Annotated in this window: 18 protein-coding genes and 1 other RNA gene; 9 read left to right on the forward strand and 10 right to left on the reverse strand. The window is 51.5% G+C overall.

Annotated elements, in window-relative coordinates; genetic code table 11:
* Positions 1-4: 4 nt before the first annotated feature.
* From HP435_RS25485 to secG, 8 genes are all read right to left on the reverse strand, one after another.
* Positions 5-2,047 carry a hydantoinase/oxoprolinase family protein gene (locus tag HP435_RS25485; protein ID WP_122963697.1) on the reverse strand — a complete coding sequence of 681 codons (2,043 nt, stop codon included), beginning with the start codon at positions 2,045-2,047 and terminating at the stop codon, positions 5-7.
* Positions 2,048-2,085: 38 nt separating this feature from the next.
* Complete coding sequence (locus HP435_RS25490) at positions 2,086-3,426, reverse strand: MFS transporter (RefSeq protein ID WP_122963696.1); 1,341 nt, start codon at positions 3,424-3,426, stop codon at positions 2,086-2,088.
* A 43-nt stretch (positions 3,427-3,469) separates the two neighbouring features.
* Complete coding sequence (locus HP435_RS25495) at positions 3,470-4,219, reverse strand: aspartate/glutamate racemase family protein (RefSeq protein ID WP_173599423.1); 750 nt, start codon at positions 4,217-4,219, stop codon at positions 3,470-3,472.
* Positions 4,220-4,429: 210 nt separating this feature from the next.
* A complete protein-coding gene (locus HP435_RS25500; protein ID WP_173599424.1) occupies positions 4,430-6,109 on the reverse strand; it encodes a PucR family transcriptional regulator in 1,680 nt (559 codons plus the stop codon).
* A 764-nt stretch (positions 6,110-6,873) separates the two neighbouring features.
* Positions 6,874-7,228, reverse strand: a transfer-messenger RNA (tmRNA) gene (gene ssrA, locus HP435_RS25505).
* Positions 7,229-7,397: 169 nt separating this feature from the next.
* Entirely contained in the window at positions 7,398-7,871 is a 474-nt protein-coding gene (smpB, locus tag HP435_RS25510; protein ID WP_122963688.1) for an SsrA-binding protein SmpB, read from the reverse strand.
* A gap of 149 nt (positions 7,872-8,020) precedes the next feature.
* On the reverse strand, positions 8,021-10,525 hold the full coding sequence (gene rnr, locus HP435_RS25515) for a ribonuclease R (protein WP_122963687.1): 2,505 nt from the start codon (positions 10,523-10,525) through the stop codon (positions 8,021-8,023).
* A 143-nt stretch (positions 10,526-10,668) separates the two neighbouring features.
* On the reverse strand, positions 10,669-10,911 hold the full coding sequence (gene secG, locus HP435_RS25520) for a preprotein translocase subunit SecG (protein WP_003843341.1): 243 nt from the start codon (positions 10,909-10,911) through the stop codon (positions 10,669-10,671).
* Between the two features lie 294 nt (positions 10,912-11,205).
* Between secG and HP435_RS25525 the strand changes: the two genes are divergently transcribed.
* From HP435_RS25525 to HP435_RS25545, 5 genes are all read left to right on the forward strand, one after another.
* Positions 11,206-11,601, forward strand: a complete 396-nt coding sequence (locus HP435_RS25525) for a YqzM family protein (protein ID WP_173597700.1) — start codon at positions 11,206-11,208, stop codon at positions 11,599-11,601.
* Between the two features lie 75 nt (positions 11,602-11,676).
* On the forward strand, positions 11,677-12,444 hold the full coding sequence (locus HP435_RS25530) for an ABC transporter ATP-binding protein (protein ID WP_173599425.1): 768 nt from the start codon (positions 11,677-11,679) through the stop codon (positions 12,442-12,444).
* Positions 12,441-13,187, forward strand: a complete 747-nt coding sequence (gene fetB, locus HP435_RS25535) for an ABC transporter permease (RefSeq protein ID WP_173599426.1) — start codon at positions 12,441-12,443, stop codon at positions 13,185-13,187. Before HP435_RS25530 ends, fetB begins: the two co-directional genes overlap by 4 nt.
* Positions 13,188-13,300: 113 nt before the next feature.
* Entirely contained in the window at positions 13,301-13,825 is a 525-nt protein-coding gene (locus tag HP435_RS25540) for an RNA polymerase sigma factor (RefSeq protein WP_122963683.1), read from the forward strand.
* A complete protein-coding gene (locus tag HP435_RS25545; protein ID WP_122963682.1) occupies positions 13,815-15,068 on the forward strand; it encodes a YjgB family protein in 1,254 nt (417 codons plus the stop codon). The genes HP435_RS25540 and HP435_RS25545 overlap by 11 nt, the downstream gene beginning before the upstream one ends.
* 63 nt (positions 15,069-15,131) lie before the next feature.
* Here HP435_RS25545 and HP435_RS25550 read toward each other — a convergent pair whose 3' ends face one another.
* On the reverse strand, positions 15,132-16,142 hold the full coding sequence (locus tag HP435_RS25550) for an ABC transporter substrate-binding protein (RefSeq protein WP_122963681.1): 1,011 nt from the start codon (positions 16,140-16,142) through the stop codon (positions 15,132-15,134).
* Between the two features lie 207 nt (positions 16,143-16,349).
* Here HP435_RS25550 and HP435_RS25555 point away from each other — a divergent pair, with 207 nt between their 5' ends.
* From HP435_RS25555 to HP435_RS25570, 4 genes are all read left to right on the forward strand, one after another.
* Positions 16,350-17,360, forward strand: coding sequence for a FecCD family ABC transporter permease (locus HP435_RS25555; protein ID WP_173599427.1), 1,011 nt, complete (start codon positions 16,350-16,352; stop codon positions 17,358-17,360).
* Positions 17,357-18,391, forward strand: a complete 1,035-nt coding sequence (locus tag HP435_RS25560) for a FecCD family ABC transporter permease (protein WP_122963679.1) — start codon at positions 17,357-17,359, stop codon at positions 18,389-18,391. Before HP435_RS25555 ends, HP435_RS25560 begins: the two co-directional genes overlap by 4 nt.
* Before the next feature lie 19 nt (positions 18,392-18,410).
* Positions 18,411-19,238, forward strand: a complete 828-nt coding sequence (locus HP435_RS25565) for an ABC transporter ATP-binding protein (protein ID WP_173599428.1) — start codon at positions 18,411-18,413, stop codon at positions 19,236-19,238.
* A gap of 170 nt (positions 19,239-19,408) precedes the next feature.
* Positions 19,409-20,056: a hypothetical protein gene (locus tag HP435_RS25570; RefSeq protein ID WP_173599429.1), complete on the forward strand. Its 648-nt coding sequence runs from the start codon at positions 19,409-19,411 to the stop codon at positions 20,054-20,056.
* A 57-nt stretch (positions 20,057-20,113) separates the two neighbouring features.
* Here HP435_RS25570 and eno read toward each other — a convergent pair whose 3' ends face one another.
* Complete coding sequence (gene eno, locus HP435_RS25575; protein WP_063230975.1) at positions 20,114-21,400, reverse strand: phosphopyruvate hydratase; 1,287 nt, start codon at positions 21,398-21,400, stop codon at positions 20,114-20,116.
* Between the last annotated feature and the right edge of the window lie 71 nt (positions 21,401-21,471).

A 21,471-nucleotide genomic window follows, 5' to 3' on the forward strand; every position in this document is an offset into this window, starting at 1 on the left:
CTGACTACACCCCCGTAGTAATGATTAGATTGCCATATTCATCAACAATGAGATGCTGTCCAGGATAAATGACCGTTGAAGAAGAAGGTTCCTCGACAATTGCCGGACCCTTCACCGCGCTTCCGGCATTCAGCAGCTCGCGGTCGTAGACTGTCGTGTCAATCCATCCATACTCTTCGAACAGAACCGGACGCACTTCTTTGCGCGCTTCCTCGCTATTGTCCCCTTGTCTTCCCAGACTGGCTATCCGTGGTTTTTGCACCATGCCGAACGCCGTTAGATGGAGGTTTACAATCTCCGTCGGTGCATGCTCCAGTTTGAACGTGTAATGCTGCTCGTGCAGGTCATGGAAGCGATAAATCACTTCCTCAATCGCTTTTGCATCCATCAGTCCATTTGGCACGGGAACCTTGACAGCATGCTCCTGTCCGACGTAACGGATGTCCGCATACCGTACGAACAGTACTTGATCCGCTGCAATTCCTTCGCGCTCGTATTGGTCGGTCGCTTCTTTTTCCAGTTGGCTCCATTCGCGATTCAGTTCTTCCTGATTCAGTCCGTTCATTCGGCGAATATACGTCTGGATGTAGTCGTGCCGCAAGTCAGTCATCAGCATGCCCCATGCGGAGAAGACCGAAGCCGCAATCGGGATGATGACTTTTTTCACACCCAATTCCTTGGCCAATGCCAGCGCATGCATCGGTCCTCCCCCTCCGAATGCAACCAGGGAAAACTCCCGCGGGTCGTAACCCTTGCGAATGGAAATGAGCTTCAGCGCATTCAGCATGTTGGAGTTGGCAATGCGGATAATTCCCAGTGCCGCCTCTTCCACGGAGATGCCGAAGTGCTTTGCGATCTTTTCGTCGATCGCTTGCTTGACCGCTTCCATATTTACCTCGTTTTGAAAATTGGCAGGCGATAACCGCCCTGTAACCAAATTGGCATCGGTTGTAGTCGGACTTTCACCGCCACGCCCATAGGCGACCGGCCCTGGCAGCGCCCCGGCCGACTGTGGCCCCACCTTTAATGAGCCGGCACCGTCGATCCAGGCAATAGAACCTCCGCCATTCCCGATCTCCACGATATCAACCACTGGTACTTTAATCGGATATCCGGCATTTCGTTCATCTTTCTCAATCCGGTATTCGGTCGTAACCTTTACTTCCCCTTTGTCAATCAGGGAGCATTTGGCCGTCGTCCCTCCGATATCAAAAGCAATGATGTTTTCTTCCCCAAGAATTTGCCCTAAGATGGCTGAGCCAAAAATCCCGGCTACTGGCCCCGACTCGACCATGTTGATCGGCGTTTCTTTTGACTGCTCAAAAGTAGTCGTGCCAGAGTTGGACTGCATGATATATTTGTTGCCGTCAAGCCCGATGTCGTGAAGATGGTTACTCAACTTGTCGATGTAGGACTTGGCAATCGGCTTGACATAAGAGTTCAGCACTGCCGTACTGGTCCGCTCGTACTCGCGCCATTCCTTGGTCACCTCATGCGAAGCCGTCACGGCTACCTCCGGCCAAATTTCCCTGATCGCTTCCACCGCCAGCTTTTCATGAATGGGGTTGGCGTAGGCATGCAGGAATGAGACCGCAATAGCCTCGACTCCCTCCGCTCGCAGTTGCTCGACAGTGGCCTTCACCTCTTCCACCGCCAATTCGGTCATGACTTCCCCCTTATAGTTGATCCGCTCGCTGACCTCCTTCCTCAGAAAGCGCGCAACAAACGGAGTCGGCTTCTGATAACGAACATTGAACAAATCGGGACGGTTGCCTCGGGCGATTTCCAACACATCGCGGAACCCTTTTGTCGTGATTAACCCGGTCTTTACTCCCTTGCGCTCCGTCAATGCGTTGATAATTACCGTCGTTCCGTGGATAAAGGTCGCGATTTCCAAAGGATCAATCCCAGCCTTTTGAATCACTTGGATAACCCCTTGCTCAAAATGGGGCGGTGTTGTATCGCTTTTAGCGGTACCGATTTTACCGTGCTCATCTAGGTACACCAGGTCAGTAAACGTTCCTCCAATATCTGTAGCTACACGCATAGGAACCACCCTTCTAGGAGTAATGGAATGTTACAGCATTAATGCAAAATCTCGCCTTCCGTTTCCTTCAGGAAAAGCGAAGCCACAAATGTAACGACAAGAAAAGCGGAGATAAAGGAAACCGTAGTCAAAAAGCTGCTGTTGATCGCCAGCATGGCTCCGATTACACTTGGTGCAATCGCGTTGGCTACACGCTGGCCGGTCATCCCTACAGAATAGCTGACACCGCGGACCTCTGTCGGATACAGCTCAGCCATCCATGTATCCCATACTCCCCACGCCCCCAAGCTGAAGAACGAAAGGGCAAAATTCCAGATGTACATTTCCTGCAAAGTATTTGCGTTGGCAAATCCAAACCCGCTGATCGCTGCAAAAAAGACGAACAGCGCCATTACTTTTTTGCGCCCATATTTGCCCGTCAAATACGAGGAAACCATGTAACCGGGAAACATGAAGAGGGCGGATATAGCCATAAAGCCCATTCCTTCCGGCGCACTCAATCCTTTTTTCGCCAAAAGTGCCGGCATCCAGGAGGACAGTCCCCAATATCCCCAGGAAAAACTAAAGTTGATGACGAGCTGCAAAATTGTCGAACGCCGGAATTGCCCGCTAAAAATCTCCAGGAAAGAACCTGTTTTCACATTCTCCACAGCAAGCTCGACGCTGTTGATCTCTTTTTGCATCGTGCCTTTGGAAAGTTTGTCAATAACCTCCTTCGCCTCCGAATGGCGCCCTTTTCCGGCCAACCAGTACGGCGACTCAGGTACAAACGCAGCGATTGCCAGAAACCACAAACCGGCAAGCGAACTGACGCCAATAATCCAGCGCCAGCCCAGCTCCATAAAGAGGTAGGTCGTGCCAATGGCAAGCAAATAGCCTACTGGCCATCCAGAAGCCAGATACACCGCAGCCTTCCCACGCACCTTCATGGGGAGCAGCTCCTCGAAGTAGGGGAACGTTGCCACCAAAACCCCAGAGAGCGCCACACCGGACAAGAAGCGGGTCCACCACAGCATTTCGTAGGTGAGTGAGAATGCACTAATAAGCGAAATGATTCCATAGAGGCCAAAACTGATAATCATTGATTGCTTGCGGCCGATTTTATCAACGAGCTTTCCCCATAGCAGGCATCCCGGGATCATCCCGAGATAAATGGAGCCGATAAGCGATCCGATTTGAGTGCCGTCCAGTTGAAACTCGCCGCCAATTGAAGCGCTTGCCAGAATGACAATCATCATTTCCCACGATTCAATCACAAAGGAGAAAAAAAGCACCAATCCCGCTTGCCAATGCTGACTGGTAACCGGCATGTTTTCAAACAGCGCCCCAACGGGTACTGATCGCTTTTGCAGTACCTCCACTCCGCTTTCTGCTCTCATAAATGGCCCCCCTTATCTCTTCTCACAGCCGCTAACTTTGTTTTTAAAACAGCTTCCAGCAGGCCACTTCTTCATCAGGCGGCGACTGGTAGCCATCCAGCTTGCTGTGGCTCCAACCGAATTTTTGGTTGAGCTCTATCAAAAATTCGGCGTATTTAAAAGGTGCAAGGCTTGCGTCAATAACCGGAACCCCCAGCTCCTCCTGAATTTCCCGATAAAAGCCAAATTCAATCGTGCATCCCAGCACAAGCACATTGGCTCCATCCTTCTCGACAGCCTCTCGCGCCGCCTCACGCATCCGCTGCATCGTCACCTGATGATCTTTCTGAAAATCGTGCACGCCCATATCGAGTGACTTGAAAGAAGCCAATTTGTCGGCAAAGCCATATTTATGGACGTTCTCTCTCATCTCGGGTATCCACTTGCGCCGCCCGACAATGATCGAGATACTCTCGCCCAATGTCGCCGCAATATGCAAGCTGGCTTCTGCCGGAGCCGTGACGACCATTTTTTTCGAAATCTCTCGGGCCGCCCTCAAGACAGGATCGTAGAAGCAGCCGATAATTGCCGCATCGTAGCCGTCTTCTTCGGCTTTTTTAATCACGCGGAGGATTTCCGGCATCAGCATCACTTCGTAGCAGTTGTACTCCAGATGAGTCGGCCCAGGACCCGGGGTCAAGGAAACCACATCCACAATCGTCCCCGCCTGCTTGATCCTGTCAAACTCGCTCTTGAAAATGGTGTTGAACAAATCAGTAGTGACCGGATTGATCCACAAAATTCTTTTCTCCATGCGAATGCCCCCTCATCGGTTTTGGTTTTTCCCGATCTTGTGTGTCCAGCATGCAGCCCACAGCCCCCTATCCTGCATAGCTTTCAATCATACTGCTTGTTTCTGTTCACATTATTTCACACAAAAATAATAATCTTAATATTTAAAACAAACAAAAAACAGCCCGTATCTTTGTCTATCACAGACAAACCGAGCTGCTTCGCGCTTCTATTATGGCAATAGCTTCCTGGCCTTCAGCGCCAGATGGAAATTCAATCTTTCCTCAGGCTTTTTAAATGGATCAAACCCGAGAATCTCCTTCACTTTTTCAATCCGGTATTTGACCGTATTGGGATGTACGAACAACCGCTTTGCGACATCTGTAAAGATTTCCTTTTCATCCAGATACGCTTCTACCGTCTTTACCAGATCCGTTTGATTTTTGGCATCATATTGATAGAGCTGATCGAGAAGCCCCGCTGTAAACTGGTCTAACAACTTGCCGGATAGTTCCCCCAGAATCCCGAATACCCCCAGCTCATTCACTGCTGTAATACTGCCCGTCCCAAACATTTTGCAGCCGAGCTCAAGGGCTTGCAGCGCTTCCCTGTAACTTTGGTCCAAGTTCAACGGCGACGGATAAAAACCGCCGATTCCGGCAGATACGCGGGCTTTGCCGCTTCCCGCTTCGATAGCCTCTTTTAACAGGACCGCAAGATTTTTCGCTTCCTGTTGCGAATGTTGCTTATCAAATTGCCTGTCAAAATGAATGAAAATGACCAACATGTCCCCCTTTACCACAAAATTGCATTTGGGAGCATGCTGATTGATCGTTGACCGGACCGCCGCGTGAATGCGGCTTTCCAGTTTCCCCATCTCTTTTTCAAGCCCATCGCTGAAGTCAAAACGCATGACCAGCACCATATGTTTTTTCACCAGGTTAAGTCCGACCGCTCTCGCCCTCTCGTACAAATCCTCTTCTCTAACATATTTCCCTTCGAACATTTCCGTCAAAAAGTCGCTTCGCATGCGTCTTTTCGCCTCGGTAATCGCCCGCTGCTTGGCAATCTCCAAGGCGACCGCAGTAGAAGCGTGCGAGATGGCAATAAAATCAAGCTCTTGTAAGGGAGCCCCCAACTCTAAGGTAAAAATGTACCCCAGAGGATCGCTTATCACTCCGGCAGGCATAACGATCAGCCGTACAGACCGCCCTTCTATCTCAAACAAGCTGGAGTGAAACACCATCTCCAGCGCAGAATCGTGGGTCCAGTTTCCAGCTTTATCAAACTGAATCCGCTCCGACATTTCTGTCATAAGCAAACACTTTTTTAAAAACGAATGTTCTTCCGCTTCTTTTGACCCTAAAGCCAAAATTTCGAACATATCGTCGGTAATCATGACTGGCTGCTTGATTAATCCGGTCAGCGTCTTGGCAATCGCATTCACATCGCCGCCATGCAGTATGACACGGGTCATCTCCCGGTTAATCTCTTCCGATTGTTTCAACAACTGTGATTGCCGATTCAGGATCGTCCCTAACACGGCAGAAAAAACCGTAGCATAAGGCATCGCAGGAGGCAACAAAATGACAGGAAGGCCGGAAATATTCGCTGCCTCCACGATCGCCTTCTGCATGATCTTGTCAGCAATCATCGGATGAATCCCCAGAGCTGCTGCCCCGTTTTCAGCAAGCTTTTTAATCGTATTCACTTGCGCCTCCAGATCATCTTTCAAGCTGTGAAAGGTGGTCAGCACAAGCTCGCCTCCCAAAACCAAATGCTCCACTTCGGTTATGGGCATTTCCAAAACATTTACCTGATTGATGATCCTGTCCAAACCATCGAAACCGGCGATAACACGTAAACTTTGCAGCGCGTCCAACCGCAGCATCTCCTGCACCGTAATCCCCATTTTCGATCCTCCTCTCGGCCTAACCTTCCTGGAAGTAGATAAGACACGTTTCCTGATTCGTTGATTAGACGAGCTTTACAAGATCATACTGGTTCGTAAGAGAGAGTTGCGGATATTATTGTTTTTTCTAGCTCGTTCATTTTTGTTTGGCTTCGTTCATGTATTTGTAAGTCTGGTCGGGAAAGTCTTAATTGCGAATAGTCGCATTTATTATACCATTTTGTATTTGGATTGACTTTTGGTAGTGGTAGTGGCAGTGCCTTGGGCAGTCTGGGCATTTCGCTTGGGTTTCTGGATGAATATCCGAATACTACACTGGAAAACATCCGTACGATGATTAACTCGAGTTATGGAATGGCTTCTGTCCTTCTACGACCAACGAGGGCAACACAGCAGGGAGAACCGTACTCGCCTTTTTTGCAAATTGAACCTGCAATGGCTTATCAATACGGTTTACCATTGCTACTTGTGATTGAGGACGGGTTTCCGGCAGGCGGCATTTGGGGAGGGGCTGGTCAGCTCGCTCCATTTACTCCCATCGTTTGGTTGTTTCTGGTTCTGTATTGGTAGATGATTTTTTAAAAAGTCCCCAGTGGAAATCCGCTCTGAAAAACTGGGCCGGACAAGTTAGAAGCGGGTACTTTATACAGACAGGACCCGCATTTCAGTATCGCTGTGATGACTGAAAATTGAGTCAGTTCATGCATAACGAGACTTCGCTGTCAACGCAAAAAAGCCACCTCTGCAGGTGGCTTTTTTTATGTAGGTGGAGGCGGGGGGATTCGAACCCCCGTCCGAAAACAGCGATACATGAGCATCTCCGAGCGCAGTCACTCATTTAAATTTCGGCGACGGATTCGCGGAGTGACGCGCTGACCCGTTACCTAGCCTGATTGATCTTCTTCCTTTGGCTCCAGGCGGAAGCCTCCGGCGTATCCCACTAAAGTTGAGCGCTAGTCATGCCACATGGGCGATGGAATGGTAACGCCTCACTGGTTATTAAGCAGCGAGAGAAAGTTGTTTGTTGCCAGTTAATGGCGTTTGCGTTGGTGACGAGGTCCGCAACCCCCCGGCTCGCTTCTCATGCTCTACCATCCCCGTCGAATCCAGAACGCCCCCGAGGTATAAGGTGAGAAAAAGTCCAGATGACGAGCCATTATCGACATCCAGACTGTGTTTACAAGTCAGTCCATGCAAGCTTGTACCGCTTGCTGTTGTTCCACTACTATAGCACAAGCGATGGCGGAAACTCAACGTTGATTGCTGCCAGGCTTGCCATAGCCATCCATTATGCCTTTTGGCGGTCGCGCAAGGCGCGCTCGACTTCGCGGGCTGCGTCCTTTTTCTTGAGGTCTTCGCGCTTGTCGTAGTTCTTTTTCCCTTTGACGAGAGCAAGCTCGACTTTGGCCCAGCCGCCTTTCAAATAAATGCTCAGCGGAACCAGCGAGTAGCCTCTTTCGCGGATCAGACCGTTCAACTTGAGGATTTCCAGCCGTCTCATCAGCAGCTTGCGGGTGCGCTCCGGTTCATGGTTGAAACGGTTGCCCTGCTCGTACGGGCTGATGTGCACGTTGTACAGCAGCAATTCGCCATTTTGCACGCGGGCAAAGCTGTCTTTGAGCTGGACGCGCGCTGCACGCACGGCCTTGATCTCCGTTCCGGTCAGGGCAATGCCTGCTTCGAATACTTGCTCGATGTGGTAATCGTGGCGTGCTTTTCGGTTTTGGGCGACTGTCTTGGTTCCGGTTTTATCTTTTGACATGGAGATCACCTCACTCGTACGTACTGCGTATCGTAACAGTTAGTCTAGCAAATTTTGCCGATGGTGGCAAGCGATTTTCCCGGAAGCTTCGGGGGCTTTCCTGGCCGATTGGCACTCAAATCAAGCCCCCTTGGCTCTTATACAATCGTTTAACGGCGCTTCCGTTTGACCTGGCTGGCTACATTCTTGCGGTTTTTCTTTTTGGAGCGGACAAAATCTTCCCAGAAGCCTTTCTGGTTCTGTGATTGATTTTCTTCTCCGCCTGTCCCGATTGGCAGTACCTCTTCCTTGGCACCTGCTGATCCGGAAGCTGGTGGACGAGAAGCTTTGGTTCCTTCGCTTCTGCGGCGATCCTTGTATTTTTGCCGGATTTCAGCCGGGTGCTTTTTGTCCTTTTGGCGATCTGGCCGTTCTGGGCGGCCTCCACGGGAACGATCCTGCTTGCCGCGAGTCGGCTTGCGCTCTCCTCCGCGTCCGTCGATGACGCGCGGTGTACGTTCGCGGCTGCCGCGGAAACCTGCCGCTTTGGTCATGCCGACGATTTCAAAATCGATGGTGCGTTCATCCACGTTGACACTCGCCACGCGAACCTGCACAACATCCCCGATGCGGTACTGCTTGCCAGTTCGCTCCCCTACCAGCGCATACATCTTCTCATGGTAGTGATAGTAATCGTCGGTCAGGAAGCTGATGTGCACCAGCCCCTCGATCGTATTGGGCAGCTCCACGAAAATTCCGAACGAGGTAACACTGGAGATCACGCCTTCAAATTCTTCTCCGATGTGCTCTTTCATGAACTCCGCTTTTTTCAGGTCGTCCGTCTCACGCTCGGCGTCCACAGCCAACCGCTCGCGCTGGGAAGCGTGCTCGGCGATAACCGGCATTTGCTCCGCCCAATACGCCAAACGCTTCTCTGACAGGTTGTTGCCCTGCTCGATCCAATCCCGAATGCGGCGATGGACAATCAGGTCCGGGTAGCGGCGAATCGGCGATGTAAAATGCGTGTAAAACTCGGTGGACAGCCCGTAGTGACCGAGGCTTTCCGCGTCGTAGCGCGCTTGCTTCATGGAACGCAGCATGACCGTGCTGATGATGATTTCTTCCGGCGTGCCTTTGACTTCCTCCAAGAGCTGTTGCAGCGCACGAGGATGTACAGAGTTGCCTTTTCCCCGGATCGAATAGCCGAAGTTCGTGATAAACTCCATGAAAGACATGAGCTTCTCCGCGTTCGGGTCTTCGTGAATGCGGTACATGAACGGCTGCTTCATCCAGTGGAAATGCTCTGCCACTGTCTCGTTGGCTGCCAGCATAAATTCTTCAATAATCTGCTCGGCAATCGAGCGCGTGCGGAAGCCGATCTCTGTCGGTGCGCCTTCTTCGTTGACAAAAATTTTCGCTTCGCGGAAATCGAAGTCGATGGCTCCGCGCTGCATCCGCTTGGAACGCAGCTTCAGTGCCAGCTTCTTCATTTCCTCGAACATCGGGACAAGCTCGCTGTACTTCTCAAGCAAAGCTTCGTCCTTGTCTTCCAGGATGCTGCGCACATCGGCGTACGTCATGCGCTCGTTGGTACGGATAACGCTGAGGAAAATATCGTACTTCACCAGCTGCGCATTTTGGTCCATCTCCATATCGCAGGAGATCGTCAGCCGATCCACTTTTGGATTCAAGCTGCATATCCCGTTCGACAAGCGGTGCGGCAGCATCGGGATGACACGGTCGACCAAATAGACGCTCGTACCCCGGCGATACGCTTCATTGTCCAGCGCAGACTTTTCACGGACATAATAGCTGACGTCGGCAATATGCACGCCAAGCCTTACATTTCCGTTCGGCAACACTTCAAGCGACACGGCATCGTCCAAATCCTTCGCGTCCGCTCCGTCGATTGTGACCATCATCCGGTCGCGCAGATCGCGGCGTTCCTTGATTTCGTCTTCGGAAATTTCGTCCGGCGAAGCCTCTGCTTCCGCCAGCACCTCATCCGGGAACGCTTCCGGCAGATTGAACTTGCGGATAATCGACAGGATATCGACTCCCGGGTCGTTTTTGTGCCCCAGAATCTCGACGATTTCTCCTTCTGGATTCACCCGTCCTTCCGGGTAGCGGACGATATTGACGACTACTTTGTGGCCGTCTACCGCTCCGTTGTACGCCGTTTTCGGGATGAAAATGTCTTTGCCAATCCGCTTTTCATCCGGGATGACAAACGCGTAGTACGTCTCGTCCTTGAACGTCCCGACAACTTGGGTCATTCCCCGCTCGACGATGCGAACGATCCGTCCTTCCAGGCGATTGCCGCCCGCTTCCTTTTCCACACGAACCAGCACGGTATCACCGTGAATCGCTCCGTTCATGTCGTTGGCGTGTACGTATACATCTTCCATGTCAGGTGTTTCCGGGATGATAAACCCAAAGCCTTTTGGATGGCTTTGCAGACGTCCGCGCACCAAATTCATTTTTTCAGGTACACCATATCGATTCGCACGAGTGCGGATAATCTCTCCGCCGGCTTCCAGTGCGTTCAGCGTCTTCACCAGTTCCTTGAAGGAAGCTGAGTCCTTGATTTCAAACGCTTCCTCCAGTTCCTTCACTGTCATCGGGTGATAGGCCTGCTCGCGCATGAACGCGAGTATTTTTTCTTGATCTGTCATTCACAAACCTCCTTTTTTCGCGTGGCTCTACCGCGCTGTTCCATTTCTCCATTACTATGTAGTATTCACCGTTCATCCACATCGCAATCGGAATAGCGAAAAAGACAGCAAGTCGCACTCGCTGTCTTTCGGCTATTCGTCTATTACGCTCCTGTTTTCAAGAAATACCCGAGCAAAATCGCAAAAATCATGAAAGCAACCGCAAATACAACGGTCAGTTTCCCTAAAAGTGCGTCAATCCCACGGGCTTTTTGTTTGCCCATCAGTTGCTCTGCACCGCCACCAATCGCTCCCGAAAGGCCGGCACTCTTTCCAGATTGCAGCAACACGACGATAATTAAGCCAATACTTGCGATCACAAGTAAAATTTTCGCAGCCAATGCCATCTACATTCACCTCAAAACGGATTTCCAAGGCGGTAAAAAACCAATATAACCACTTTATCATACTTGTCTGGTTACAGCAACCCGCTATCCTTTCCATTATATGTGGAGCAATCATCCGCAAAATAATCTCCGACTTTTTAGGCACAATAGATAGAGATAGTGAAAGATTGTTTACACAAAATTGGCAAATTGTGTACTTTCTTTGTCTGTTTGGCAGTCGCCTTGCAACTGTCAAGATTTTGCCGTAAAATTGCAGTTGAACCTTTATTATTTGCATCGGGAGGTCTTTGTCAAATGGCTGGGTCCAACAAAAAAGACATGAATCAAAACGACGTAATTGATTCCGCGAAGGCCTTTTTCACTTCGTTTGGTATCTTGTTTCTAGTTTTTCTCATTGCACTCGTAGGATCGATTATTTTCCCGCCAAAACATGGGGAAGAAGCTCAAGGTGGCGGCGCACCTACTGCCAACATTGACGCTGCAGCTATTTTCAAACAAAACTGTGCTTCCTGTCACGGGCAAAACCTTGAAGGAATCGCAGGTCCAAACCTGACCAAAGTCGGGGCAACTTACAGCGCTGAAGACATCGCCAAAATTATCAAAGAAGGTAAAGGCGGCATGCCTCCAGGAATGCTGAAAAAGCAACCAGAAATTCAAGCGGTTGCACAATGGCTGTCGGAGCACAAATAAGTACATAGATAGCCGTAAGGAGAAACACCGAAGACTCGTCCTCTTCGGTGTTTTGCCGTTGATGGGGGGATTTGCATGAGCACCGTCATGGAGATTGAATCGTTGGGCAAAAAAGTTTTCGCTTCTGCCGATTCCTGGCTTTTTCGCGACTTGAACGCAACCATCTCAGAACCTGCTATTATTGGAATCCTCGGAAAATCCGGTCAGGGCAAAAGCACGCTGCTCCGCATTTTAGGCCGACTGTTGGCTCCCGATCACGGAACCGTCCGAATGGAGCAAAAAGCAATGGAGCAATGGCCGAGCGCCTTGTGGCGAATGAAAATGAGCTACGTCGCCCAGCAGGCGACCATGCTGCCCGGTACGGTAGAAGACAATTTGCGAACCGCAAGCATGCTGCACCAGCGCCCTTTTGACCAACAGCTCGCCCGCGCCCTGTTTGAACAGCTTCATCTGGAACAGGTCGAATGGACGAAGCCAGCGCAGCAACTGTCTGGCGGCGAAAAACAGCGTGTAGCCCTCGTGCGGACACTGCTCCTGCGTCCGGCTGTTCTGCTATTGGATGAAGTCACAGCCTCGCTGGATACGAGAAGCAAACTGGCAACCGAGCAATTGCTCGTCGATTTGCACAAACAAACAGGCACGACCATCCTCTGGGTCACGCACGATCTGGAAGAGGCGAAAAACAACTGCGAACGCATCTGGTTCATGGCAGATCATCAGCTGCAGGCAGACATGCCCAGCCACGCGTTTTTTCAGGCGCCGCCCACCGAACAGGCGCGGGACTTTTTGCAGACATCACTAGCACAAGCTCATCCAGGCGCGAAAGAGGTACACCCTATATGACGTATACATCGATCTGGATCGCATTTGCCTTCGTACTGATTGCCCTCCTCCTCTCCTTGTGGCAGCGGCTTGGGCTGGAAAAGGAAATTGCCGTCGGCACGATCCGCTCGACGCTGCAACTTTTGGCGATTGGCTACGTGTTGCATTTCGTCTTTCATTCGGACAGCATCTTGTTCATTTTGCTGCTCATCGCCATGATGATTGCCGTCGCCTCCTGGAACGCGGCGAGCAAAGCGAAAAAGCTGCGCGGCATCTTTGGACGCATCGCTCTTTCGCTTGCGCTCACGGAACTGGTCACCATGGGGCTGTTGGTGACGCTCGGACTGGTTTCGCCGACACCTCAGTACCTGATTCCGATGAGCGGCATGATTATCGGCAGCTCCATGATCGTTTGCAGCCTGTTTCTTTCCCATATGAACAGGGAAGTGGAAACCTCGCGCGGCGAGATCGAGGCGCTTTTGTGCCTGGGAGCGACTACCCGGCAAGCGGTGCAAATCGTCCTCAAGCGCGCCGTGAAAGCAAGCATGATCCCTACCTTTGATACGATGAAAACGATTGGGCTTGTCCAGTTGCCCGGCATGATGACGGGGATGATTATTGCTGGCGCCAGTCCTATCGAAGCTGTTCGTTACCAGATTCTCATCATGCTCAGCTTCAGCTCGTCTGCTGCTGTCTCCGCCGTTCTGATCAGCATGCTGAGCTATCGGCTCTGGTTTACACGCGATTCCATGTTGCACTCATAACGTTCTTTCCAAAAACTGTCGGTCATTTTTCCGGCAGTTTTTTTCGTCTTTTGTAATGAAAGCACGCCTTGGTCGTCAAATTACAAGTAGAAAGCATAAAAGGTGGTTCAGCTATGGACAAAAACAGCATCATCGAGCAATGGTTTCTGCGCTATAGCGACGACATCTACAAGTTCCTCGTCTACTACACCGGAAACAAGGACGTGGAGGATCTTGTCCAGGATGTGTTCCTCAAGGCGCTGCGGTCACTGGAGTCATTCGAAGGCCGATCGCAACCGAAAACATGGCTGCTCACCATCGCCAGACATACAGCGATCGACTTTGCCCGCAAAAATCGGCTGCGCAACTGGCTGCCGGACAAATGGCTTGCCGGGGTTCAATCGGAAGCAAAAACGCCGGAGGAAATTTTGCATCTGCACGCCGAACAGCAAGCCCTGTACCAAGCCGTCAGAAAAATGAAGCCCGCTTATCGCGAAGTATTGATCCTGCGCGGGATAAAGGGGTTATCTCCCAAAGAAACGGCCGAAATTCTCGACTGGTCGGAAAACAAAGTAAACGTGACCATGCACCGGGCCATGAAGGCGGTAAAAGAGCATTTGATGCAAGACAGAAAGGAGATGGTAGGCGATGCCATCTAAAACAGACGACCAGCTTCTAAACGACATGAAAGGACTACCTGACATGAAAATGAACCAGGATAAAAAACAGGAAATCATCTCCACGATCCGCTCGACTGACACTCATTCCTTGCCTAAACGAACAGCCGCTTCCCCCGGCCGCTTTTCTGCTCTGGGTAAAGGCTTGGCCGTATGCTCTGTTCTGGCGGCGACGATCTGGATGGGAGCGACCCTCATCAGCAACAACCAGCAAAGCACCATGCCGGAATCAATCACAAGCAACACGCCCGGCTCGACTTCTGCTTCCCCTGGCCCAGCGGCTGGAAAAGGAAATGCCGTAACCCCTGCGCCTGTTCAGCCGCAATCGGAGCAATTGCTGCCGCTCATCCGCAAAGACGCTGAAAAAGGCAAAGTGATTGAGGTTCCCTACAGCGTGGAGCAGACTGTTTTTGATCAAGTCGAAAAAGACTGGGGCAAGCCGGATCATACCGATCAGGCAAACGGCCTGACCTACTCCACCTATGCCAAACGCGGTGTCGTGTTCGGCTACAACAAAGGCATGCAGGTGGTCGATATCCGCACGAACGATCCCCGCTTGGCGAAACTCAATGCGGACATGGTGGAAAAGGCGATGGGAAAACCCGGCCGTATTTCCGAGTTCGCCGGTAAAACGATTTACACATACGACGTAACAGACAAATACCAAATCAAGTTTATCTTCCAAGGCAAGAAAACCGCCAGTGCCAAGGATCTCGTCCTGGTTCGCTACAACGTCTACTACCCGCAAGGCAACAAAAACCTGATGCTGTACGGAAGCAATGCCGATATTTTGCAAAGCATCCGCGATCTGGCCAAAAACGGGCAAACTTTCGGCAGCGAATATCGCGTCGAAAAAGACTTATTTGATGACATCGAAAAACAGATCGGCAAACCAGATATCGTCGCGACCTTCAATGGAATTACCTACAATACCTACATGGACAAAGGATTGGTCTTCGCCTTCAACAAAGGCATGCAAGTCGTGGATATTCGCTCCTACGATGCACGCCTGCAAGCAATCAGCCAAGCGGAAGTTCTGCAAACGTTGGGCAAGCCGAACAATGTCACGACCACAGCAGGTGAAACCATCTACACGTACAAAGTTACGCCTGACTACGAGTTGAAAATCATCTTTAGCGGAACGGGCGGCAAACCGGAGAAACTCTACATCGATCACGTCAACATTTACTATCCGCGCGGCACGATCAACAACATGGCAGGCTGATCAGCACCATTTTGTACGCAAAAAAAGACGAGGGCACCCGCCCCCGTCTTTTTGCTTTCCAGCTTATTTGCCGATGATGTAGCCTTCCAGCTCATCCAGCACTTTGTTAGCCGCGATTACGCCGCCGGAAGTGTTCCAGATCGTATCATCCACTTTGAACGCCTTGCCAGCTTTTACGACATTCAGGTTTTTCCAGAGCGGATCGTTCGTCCATTCTTGCTCCAGCTTGGAAGCTTCTCCTTTGCCTGGCTCATACGTGAAGTAGAACATGATGTCGCCGTCCATTTCCGGAATGCGCTCTTTGGTTACTTCTGCTGCGAACTCTTCTTTGTCCTGGGATGCTGGACGAGCCAGGCCCAAGTCTTTGAAAATGGAGCCAGTGAAAGTGTCTTTGTAGTAAATACGCACTTTACCAGGCATGAAGCGTACGACGGAAATTTGCGTTTTCAGCTTGTCGCCCGCTTTTTCCTTGAAGTCTGCTACGCGTTTGTTCCAGTCAGCGATGACTTTCTCGCCTTCCGCTTTTTTGTTTACCGCTTCTGCGTACAAGTTGAAGTTTGCTTTCCAGTCGCCGCGCGGTTCTTCTACGAATACAGTTGGTGCAATAGCGGACAATTGTTGGTAAATTTTCTCGTGGCGGAACTTCATACCGAGAATCAAGTCTGGCTTCAGCGCAGCGATTGCTTCCAGGTTTGGCTGGCTTTCCGTACCAACCGACTTCGTTCCTTCGAGGAAAGATTTGGTAAAGTCGTAAAATTGAGTCGGGTCAATAGTCGAACCAACTGCACCTACCGGCTTTACGCCAAGCGCCATCAATGTTTCAGTACCTTGGTTGGTCAGCATAACGACGCGTTCCGGAGTACCTTTGATTGTGGTTTCGCCCATCGCGTGTTTTACTGTATAAGATTGGCCGGAACCGTTGGAGTTGCCTGTAGCTTGGTCAGCAGGCTTCTGTTCTGCCGGTTTTTGCTCTGTTGCTTGCGGTGTGCCACAACCTGTGACGATCAGCAACAGCGCCATCAAAACGGCGAAGAACGCTTTACCGCCTGCGGTCCGATATGTACGAGAAAACATGATGTGAGGACCCCCTTGATTTTTGTCTATGGAAAATGTGAGTCAAAGACATTGACTATCCTACCTTTATGCATGGCCACAGTCAAGCATAAAATGATAATGACTATCAGCATCATTGACACATATCCGAGCTGGCTCTAAACTTAGCATTGTGGCGGAATCGTTAACAAAACAGAACAACAAGAAATAGATAAGGATGTAGCCCTCATGAATTGTTTACTCGCAAGTAACATTCGGAAAATTCTGGGAGTGGTTATCGCCATTCTGCTCTTGCTTTACCTTAGCTATGCCAGCCTCGTTTTTGGCGTAATTGACACCAGCTGGCAAAACGCAATCGACGCCTACACCCATTTCAACGGTTCGAACGAACATATTGTCATTAAAGAAGTTCGGGTTCCCCGCGTGCTGAACGCGCTGACGGTAGGCTTTTGTCTCGGCCTGGCCGGGACCCTGCTTCAATCGTTAACGAGAAACCCTGTTGCAGATGTCGAGTTATTCGGACTGAACGCGGGCGCTTCTCTCTTTGTCGTTTTTGCCGTTACCTTTGTCGGGATCAGTTCGCTGACGGAGTTTACCTGGATTGCCTTTCTGGGGGCGGCGGTCGCCGGATTTGTCGTCTACTTGCTTGGCTCGTTTGGCAGAGACGGCCTTACGCCTGTCAAGCTGGTGCTTGCGGGTGCAGCGATTACAGCTTTGGCCGCTTCGATTCGTCACGCCATGATGGTCTTGAATGAAAAAGCTGCCGACGAGGTGCTTTTCTGGTTGGCTGGCTCTGTCGGGGGGAGAAAGCTGGAGTATTTGGCAACCGTCTTTCCTTATATGGTCTTTGCCTGGATTGCCGCCTTCCTGTTGGCCCGTCCGATTCAGACGCTGCTCATGGGTGATGATGTGGCAAAAGGGCTTGGGCAGCGCACACTGCTAGTCAAGCTGTCGACAGGTGTGGTCATCGTTCTGCTTTCCGGCTGCGCCGTTGCGGTTGCAGGGCCGATCGGCTTTGTCGGGCTCGTCACGCCGCATCTGGCTCGCTATCTCGTTGGAATCGAAACACACTGGGTGCTTCTGTACAGCGGCCTGCTCGGCTCGATCCTGTTGCTGCTCGCCGATATCGGCGCGCGCTTTATCGCCATGCCAGCCGAGGTTCCTATCGGTGTCATGACAGCCCTGATCGGTGTGCCGTTCTTCATCTATGTCGCACGAAAGGGGCTGGATAAGGAATGAAACCATACCTCTCTCTGCGGTTTGGCAAACGTCTGTCTTTTCAGCTGCATAAAAAAACCGTTCTTTTTTCCGGCATCGCTTTGCTGGTTGCACTCGCTGTCACGGTGATCAGTCTCGGCATGGGCGAGATGAAAATTGCGCCACTCGATGTCGTCAAAGTCCTTCTCGGCATCGGTTCTGATGAAAATGCTCTGATCGTCCAGCAATTTCGCCTGCCCCGCATCCTGACTGCGATTCTGGTCGGTGCTGCCTTGGCTTCGGCCGGGGCGATCATGCAAGGAATTATCCGCAACCCGCTCGCTTCACCTGACGTTCTCGGCGTAGCCGGAGGTGCTTCTGTTGCGGCTGTGGCCTTTTTGCTCGTCTTCGATACTGTCAGCATCAAATGGCTGCCGCCTACCGCTTTTCTCGGCGCCTTGCTGACCACGTTTCTGTTATACGCGTTGTCCTGGAAAAAAGGCGTCACGCCGATGCGCCTCGTCATGATCGGTGTCGGAATCAAGATTGCTGCGGGCGCGTTCGTCACGATCCTGATCATGTTCAGTCCGTTTTTGCTGCAAAACAAAGCCTTGCTCTGGTTGACCGGAAGCATCTACGGGGTAGACTGGAACGATGTGTTCATGATCCTGCCATGGGTCGTCATCCTGATCGTCGTTGCGGCTGTCCTGGCACGACGGGTCAATATCCAGCAGCTCGGGGATGACGTGGCGACAAGCCTGGGAAGCTCGCTCCAATGGGATCGGTTCCTGCTGCTCATGATTTGTGCAGCTTTGACCGGAACAGCCGTTTCTGTAGGCGGAGACATCAGCTTCGTCGCTTTGCTCGCGCCGCATATCGCCAAGCAGCTAATCGGGCCGTCCTTTGGCGGTGCCCTGCCTCTGTCGGCATTCCTGGGCGCCGTGATTGTGCTGATTGCCGATCTGATCGCCCGCATGGCTTTTTCTCCAATCGAAGTGCCTGTCGGGGTTTTCACTTCTGCGATTGGCGCTCCGTTCTTCATCTATTTGCTGTACAAAAATCGAAATCGTTAGCGAAAGGAGTCTTGCCCTCATGCAAGCTTTGGAAACCCGCAAACTGACCTTGTCCTACGGGGAACGCAACATCATCGAAGCGCTCGACTTGAATATTCCGCGTGGAAAAATTACGGTTTTCATCGGCAGCAACGGCAGCGGCAAATCGACACTGCTGCGCTCCCTCGCTCGCCTGCTAAAGCCAAAAGAAGGAGCCATTCTGCTTGAGGGCGAATCCATCGCCAAACGCTCTACAAAAGAAGTGGCAAAGCGCCTGGCTATTCTCCCGCAAGGACCTTCGGCACCGGAAGGCTTGAGTATTCACCAGTTGGTCAAGCAGGGGCGTTACCCTTATCAAAACTGGCTTCAGCAATGGTCGGAAGAAGATGAGCAAATGGTGAAGAAAGCGCTGGAAGCAACTCAACTGACGGAAATGGCCAGCCGATCCGTAGACAGCCTCTCCGGCGGTCAGCGCCAACGAGCCTGGATCGCCATGACGCTGGCTCAAGGCACCGATACGATTTTGCTCGATGAACCGACAACGTACCTCGACATGTCGCATCAGATTGAAATTCTCGATCTGTTGTATGAACTGAACGAGACTGAGCAGCGGACGATTGTAATGGTTCTTCACGATTTGAATCTGGCTTGCCGTTACGCCCACCATATTGTCGCCGTGCACAATCAGACGGTTGTGGCCGAAGGGGCGCCGGAAGAAATTTTGACGACCGATCTCGTCCGCACCGTGTTCGATATGGATTGCCAGATCACACTCGATCCGTTGTACGGCACTCCCATGTGCATCCCTTACAGCAAATGCCGCATCGGTGGCAACACCGCGAAAGCAAAAGAAGCAGTGATGTCGTAAGCGACCGTTACTCTGAAAAGACTGCCCCTGCCTGTTATCCAGGAGCAGTCTTTTTTTCATGCGAAAAGCAAAACATCCACTGATGCCCATTGCCTGCTTCGCTCATAAGATGCAATAGCAAGGGCTAACTGGAATTGACTTTGGGAAAGGAAAGAAAGGAGGGGGCCGAAATGCCACACCAGATGCGCGAAGAGTGCGTTCGTCTGCCAAAAATATACGATTGGGTGCTAACGACCAGCTATTCCCGCTCGCGGCTGCCGGTTCCTGAGCCTTTTTTCACTCAGTTGAAAAACTGTCTGCAAAGCGGCATGGCGATCTCCGTGAGCTGCCTGCCCCCAGACGACCCTTGCACTTGTGCCCCTATCCGCTGCCACCTCCACGCCCCTTTGCACCGGACTTTTCACATCGTTGGCGGCCAGCGTGTGCCGATTGCTGTTGCCCGTTTTATCGTCGAAGCAACTGTTTCTGTTCTCTTTTTTGCAGACGGCGACTTGCTTTTTGAGCTTCCTGTCTCGCTCGCTTTGGAAGAACAGGCAGCGATCAGCCTGCCGCCCCCCTTGGACCTGGAAAACATCTCCTGCCGGATCGCAGCGGCTGAATGTCGCGCTGATTCGGCACTGTTGTCACAGATGGGGTTTATCGAAATCGATGCTTTTGCCTGCCTGGAAATGGTGGTCGAAGCCCAGGCCGTTTTGCAGGTGATGGGACGTCACTGCACTCCGCGGTCCGATTCGATTCCCGTTCCTCCCCGCAAGCTCCCGCTAAGCTGTACCCCCTTTCGCCTGCCTCCGAACTGCCCCAGGCTGACTGCTCCTTGAACAAAAAGAAGCGATGCCTGCGCATCGTCTGCACAAGCATCGCTTCGTTGTATTTCGTTATTTTTTCAGGTTGTAGAAAGCTTTGCGTCCGCCAAAACGAGCGGTATCAGCCAGCTCATCCTCAATGCGCAGCAATTGGTTGTACTTCGCTACGCGGTCAGTACGGGAAGGCGCACCTGTCTTGATTTGTCCCGCATTGGTAGCTACTGCGATATCCGAGATGGTGGAGTCTTCGGTTTCGCCGGAACGGTGGGAAATAACAGCTGTGTAGCCTGCCAGCTTCGCCATTTCAATCGCTTCAAACGTCTCTGTCAGCGTACCGATCTGGTTTACTTTTACCAGAATGGAGTTGCCTGTAGATGTTTCGATACCGCGCGCCAGACGCTCTGTGTTGGTTACGAACAAGTCGTCACCTACGAGCTGCACTTTGCTGCCCAGCTTGTCAGTCAGAGCTTTCCAGCCATCCCAGTCGTCTTCGGACAGGCCGTCTTCGATGGAGATGATTGGATATTTGCTTACCAGATCTTCGTAGAACGCGATCATTTCTTCGGTTGTTTTCACAACGCCTTCGCCTTCGAAGTGGTATTTGCCGTCTTTGAACATTTCGGTAGCTGCTACGTCCAGAGCGAGGAACACGTCTTTGCCTGGCTCATAGCCAGCTGCCTTGATCGCATCCAGGATAGTCGTAATCGCTTCTTCGTTGGATTTCAGGTTTGGAGCGAAGCCGCCCTCATCGCCTACTGCCGTGCTCAGTCCTTTGTCATGCAGCACTTTTTTCAGGGAGTGGAAAATTTCCGCACCCATGCGCAGCGCTTCCTTGAAGGACTCTGCACCTACTGGCATAACCATAAATTCCTGAATGTCTACAGTGTTGTCGGCATGCTTTCCGCCGTTCAGGATGTTCATCATTGGAACTGGCAGCGTTCTTGCGTTGAATCCGCCCAGGTAGTTGTAAAGCGGCACTCCCAAAGAGTCAGCAGCTGCGCGAGCTACTGCCATGGAGACGCCGAGGATCGCATTTGCGCCCAGCTTGCCTTTGTTGTCTGTACCGTCGAGCTGGATCATCGCCATATCGATGCCTACTTGATCCAGAGCGTCCATGCCGATCAGCTCAGGCGCAATGATTTCGTTGACGTTTTCTACTGCTTTCAGAACGCCTTTGCCCAGGTAACGGGACTTGTCGCCGTCACGCAGCTCAACTGCTTCATAGGCACCTGTGGATGCTCCGGATGGTACTGCTGCGCGGCCCATGGAGCCATCTTCGAGGTACACTTCCACTTCCACAGTCGGGTTGCCGCGGGAGTCCATAATTTCGCGTGCGTAAATGTCAGTAATCATTGCCATTTCTCGTCCATCTCCTTTTAAAATGCGAGTCGCCCCACAAGTATTTGGTATGGCTATCCAGACATCTATCA

Origin of the sequence: Brevibacillus sp. HD3.3A (assembly GCF_013284375.2) — a bacterium.
In the GTDB taxonomy this organism is placed as follows: Bacteria; Bacillota; Bacilli; order Brevibacillales; family Brevibacillaceae; genus Brevibacillus; species Brevibacillus parabrevis.

Excerpts from the sequence above, each read along its gene's own strand:
- HP435_RS25545 (WP_122963682.1), top strand. The coding sequence starts at position 13,815 with ATGCCATCTAAAACAGACGACCAGCTTCTAAACGACATGAAAGGACTA.
- HP435_RS25550 (WP_122963681.1), bottom strand. The coding sequence starts at position 16,142 with ATGTTTTCTCGTACATATCGGACCGCAGGCGGTAAAGCGTTCTTCGCC.
- HP435_RS25530 (WP_173599425.1), top strand. The coding sequence starts at position 11,677 with ATGAGCACCGTCATGGAGATTGAATCGTTGGGCAAAAAAGTTTTCGCT.
- fetB (WP_173599426.1), top strand. The coding sequence starts at position 12,441 with ATGACGTATACATCGATCTGGATCGCATTTGCCTTCGTACTGATTGCC.
- HP435_RS25490 (WP_122963696.1), bottom strand. The coding sequence starts at position 3,426 with ATGAGAGCAGAAAGCGGAGTGGAGGTACTGCAAAAGCGATCAGTACCC.
- HP435_RS25495 (WP_173599423.1), bottom strand. The coding sequence starts at position 4,219 with ATGGAGAAAAGAATTTTGTGGATCAATCCGGTCACTACTGATTTGTTC.
- HP435_RS25500 (WP_173599424.1), bottom strand. The coding sequence starts at position 6,109 with ATGGGGATTACGGTGCAGGAGATGCTGCGGTTGGACGCGCTGCAAAGT.
- HP435_RS25560 (WP_122963679.1), top strand. The coding sequence starts at position 17,357 with ATGAAACCATACCTCTCTCTGCGGTTTGGCAAACGTCTGTCTTTTCAG.
- HP435_RS25570 (WP_173599429.1), top strand. The coding sequence starts at position 19,409 with ATGCCACACCAGATGCGCGAAGAGTGCGTTCGTCTGCCAAAAATATAC.
- HP435_RS25540 (WP_122963683.1), top strand. The coding sequence starts at position 13,301 with ATGGACAAAAACAGCATCATCGAGCAATGGTTTCTGCGCTATAGCGAC.
- smpB (WP_122963688.1), bottom strand. The coding sequence starts at position 7,871 with ATGTCAAAAGATAAAACCGGAACCAAGACAGTCGCCCAAAACCGAAAA.
- rnr (WP_122963687.1), bottom strand. The coding sequence starts at position 10,525 with ATGACAGATCAAGAAAAAATACTCGCGTTCATGCGCGAGCAGGCCTAT.
- HP435_RS25555 (WP_173599427.1), top strand. The coding sequence starts at position 16,350 with ATGAATTGTTTACTCGCAAGTAACATTCGGAAAATTCTGGGAGTGGTT.
- eno (WP_063230975.1), bottom strand. The coding sequence starts at position 21,400 with ATGGCAATGATTACTGACATTTACGCACGCGAAATTATGGACTCCCGC.
- HP435_RS25565 (WP_173599428.1), top strand. The coding sequence starts at position 18,411 with ATGCAAGCTTTGGAAACCCGCAAACTGACCTTGTCCTACGGGGAACGC.
- HP435_RS25525 (WP_173597700.1), top strand. The coding sequence starts at position 11,206 with ATGGCTGGGTCCAACAAAAAAGACATGAATCAAAACGACGTAATTGAT.
- secG (WP_003843341.1), bottom strand. The coding sequence starts at position 10,911 with ATGGCATTGGCTGCGAAAATTTTACTTGTGATCGCAAGTATTGGCTTA.
- HP435_RS25485 (WP_122963697.1), bottom strand. The coding sequence starts at position 2,047 with ATGCGTGTAGCTACAGATATTGGAGGAACGTTTACTGACCTGGTGTAC.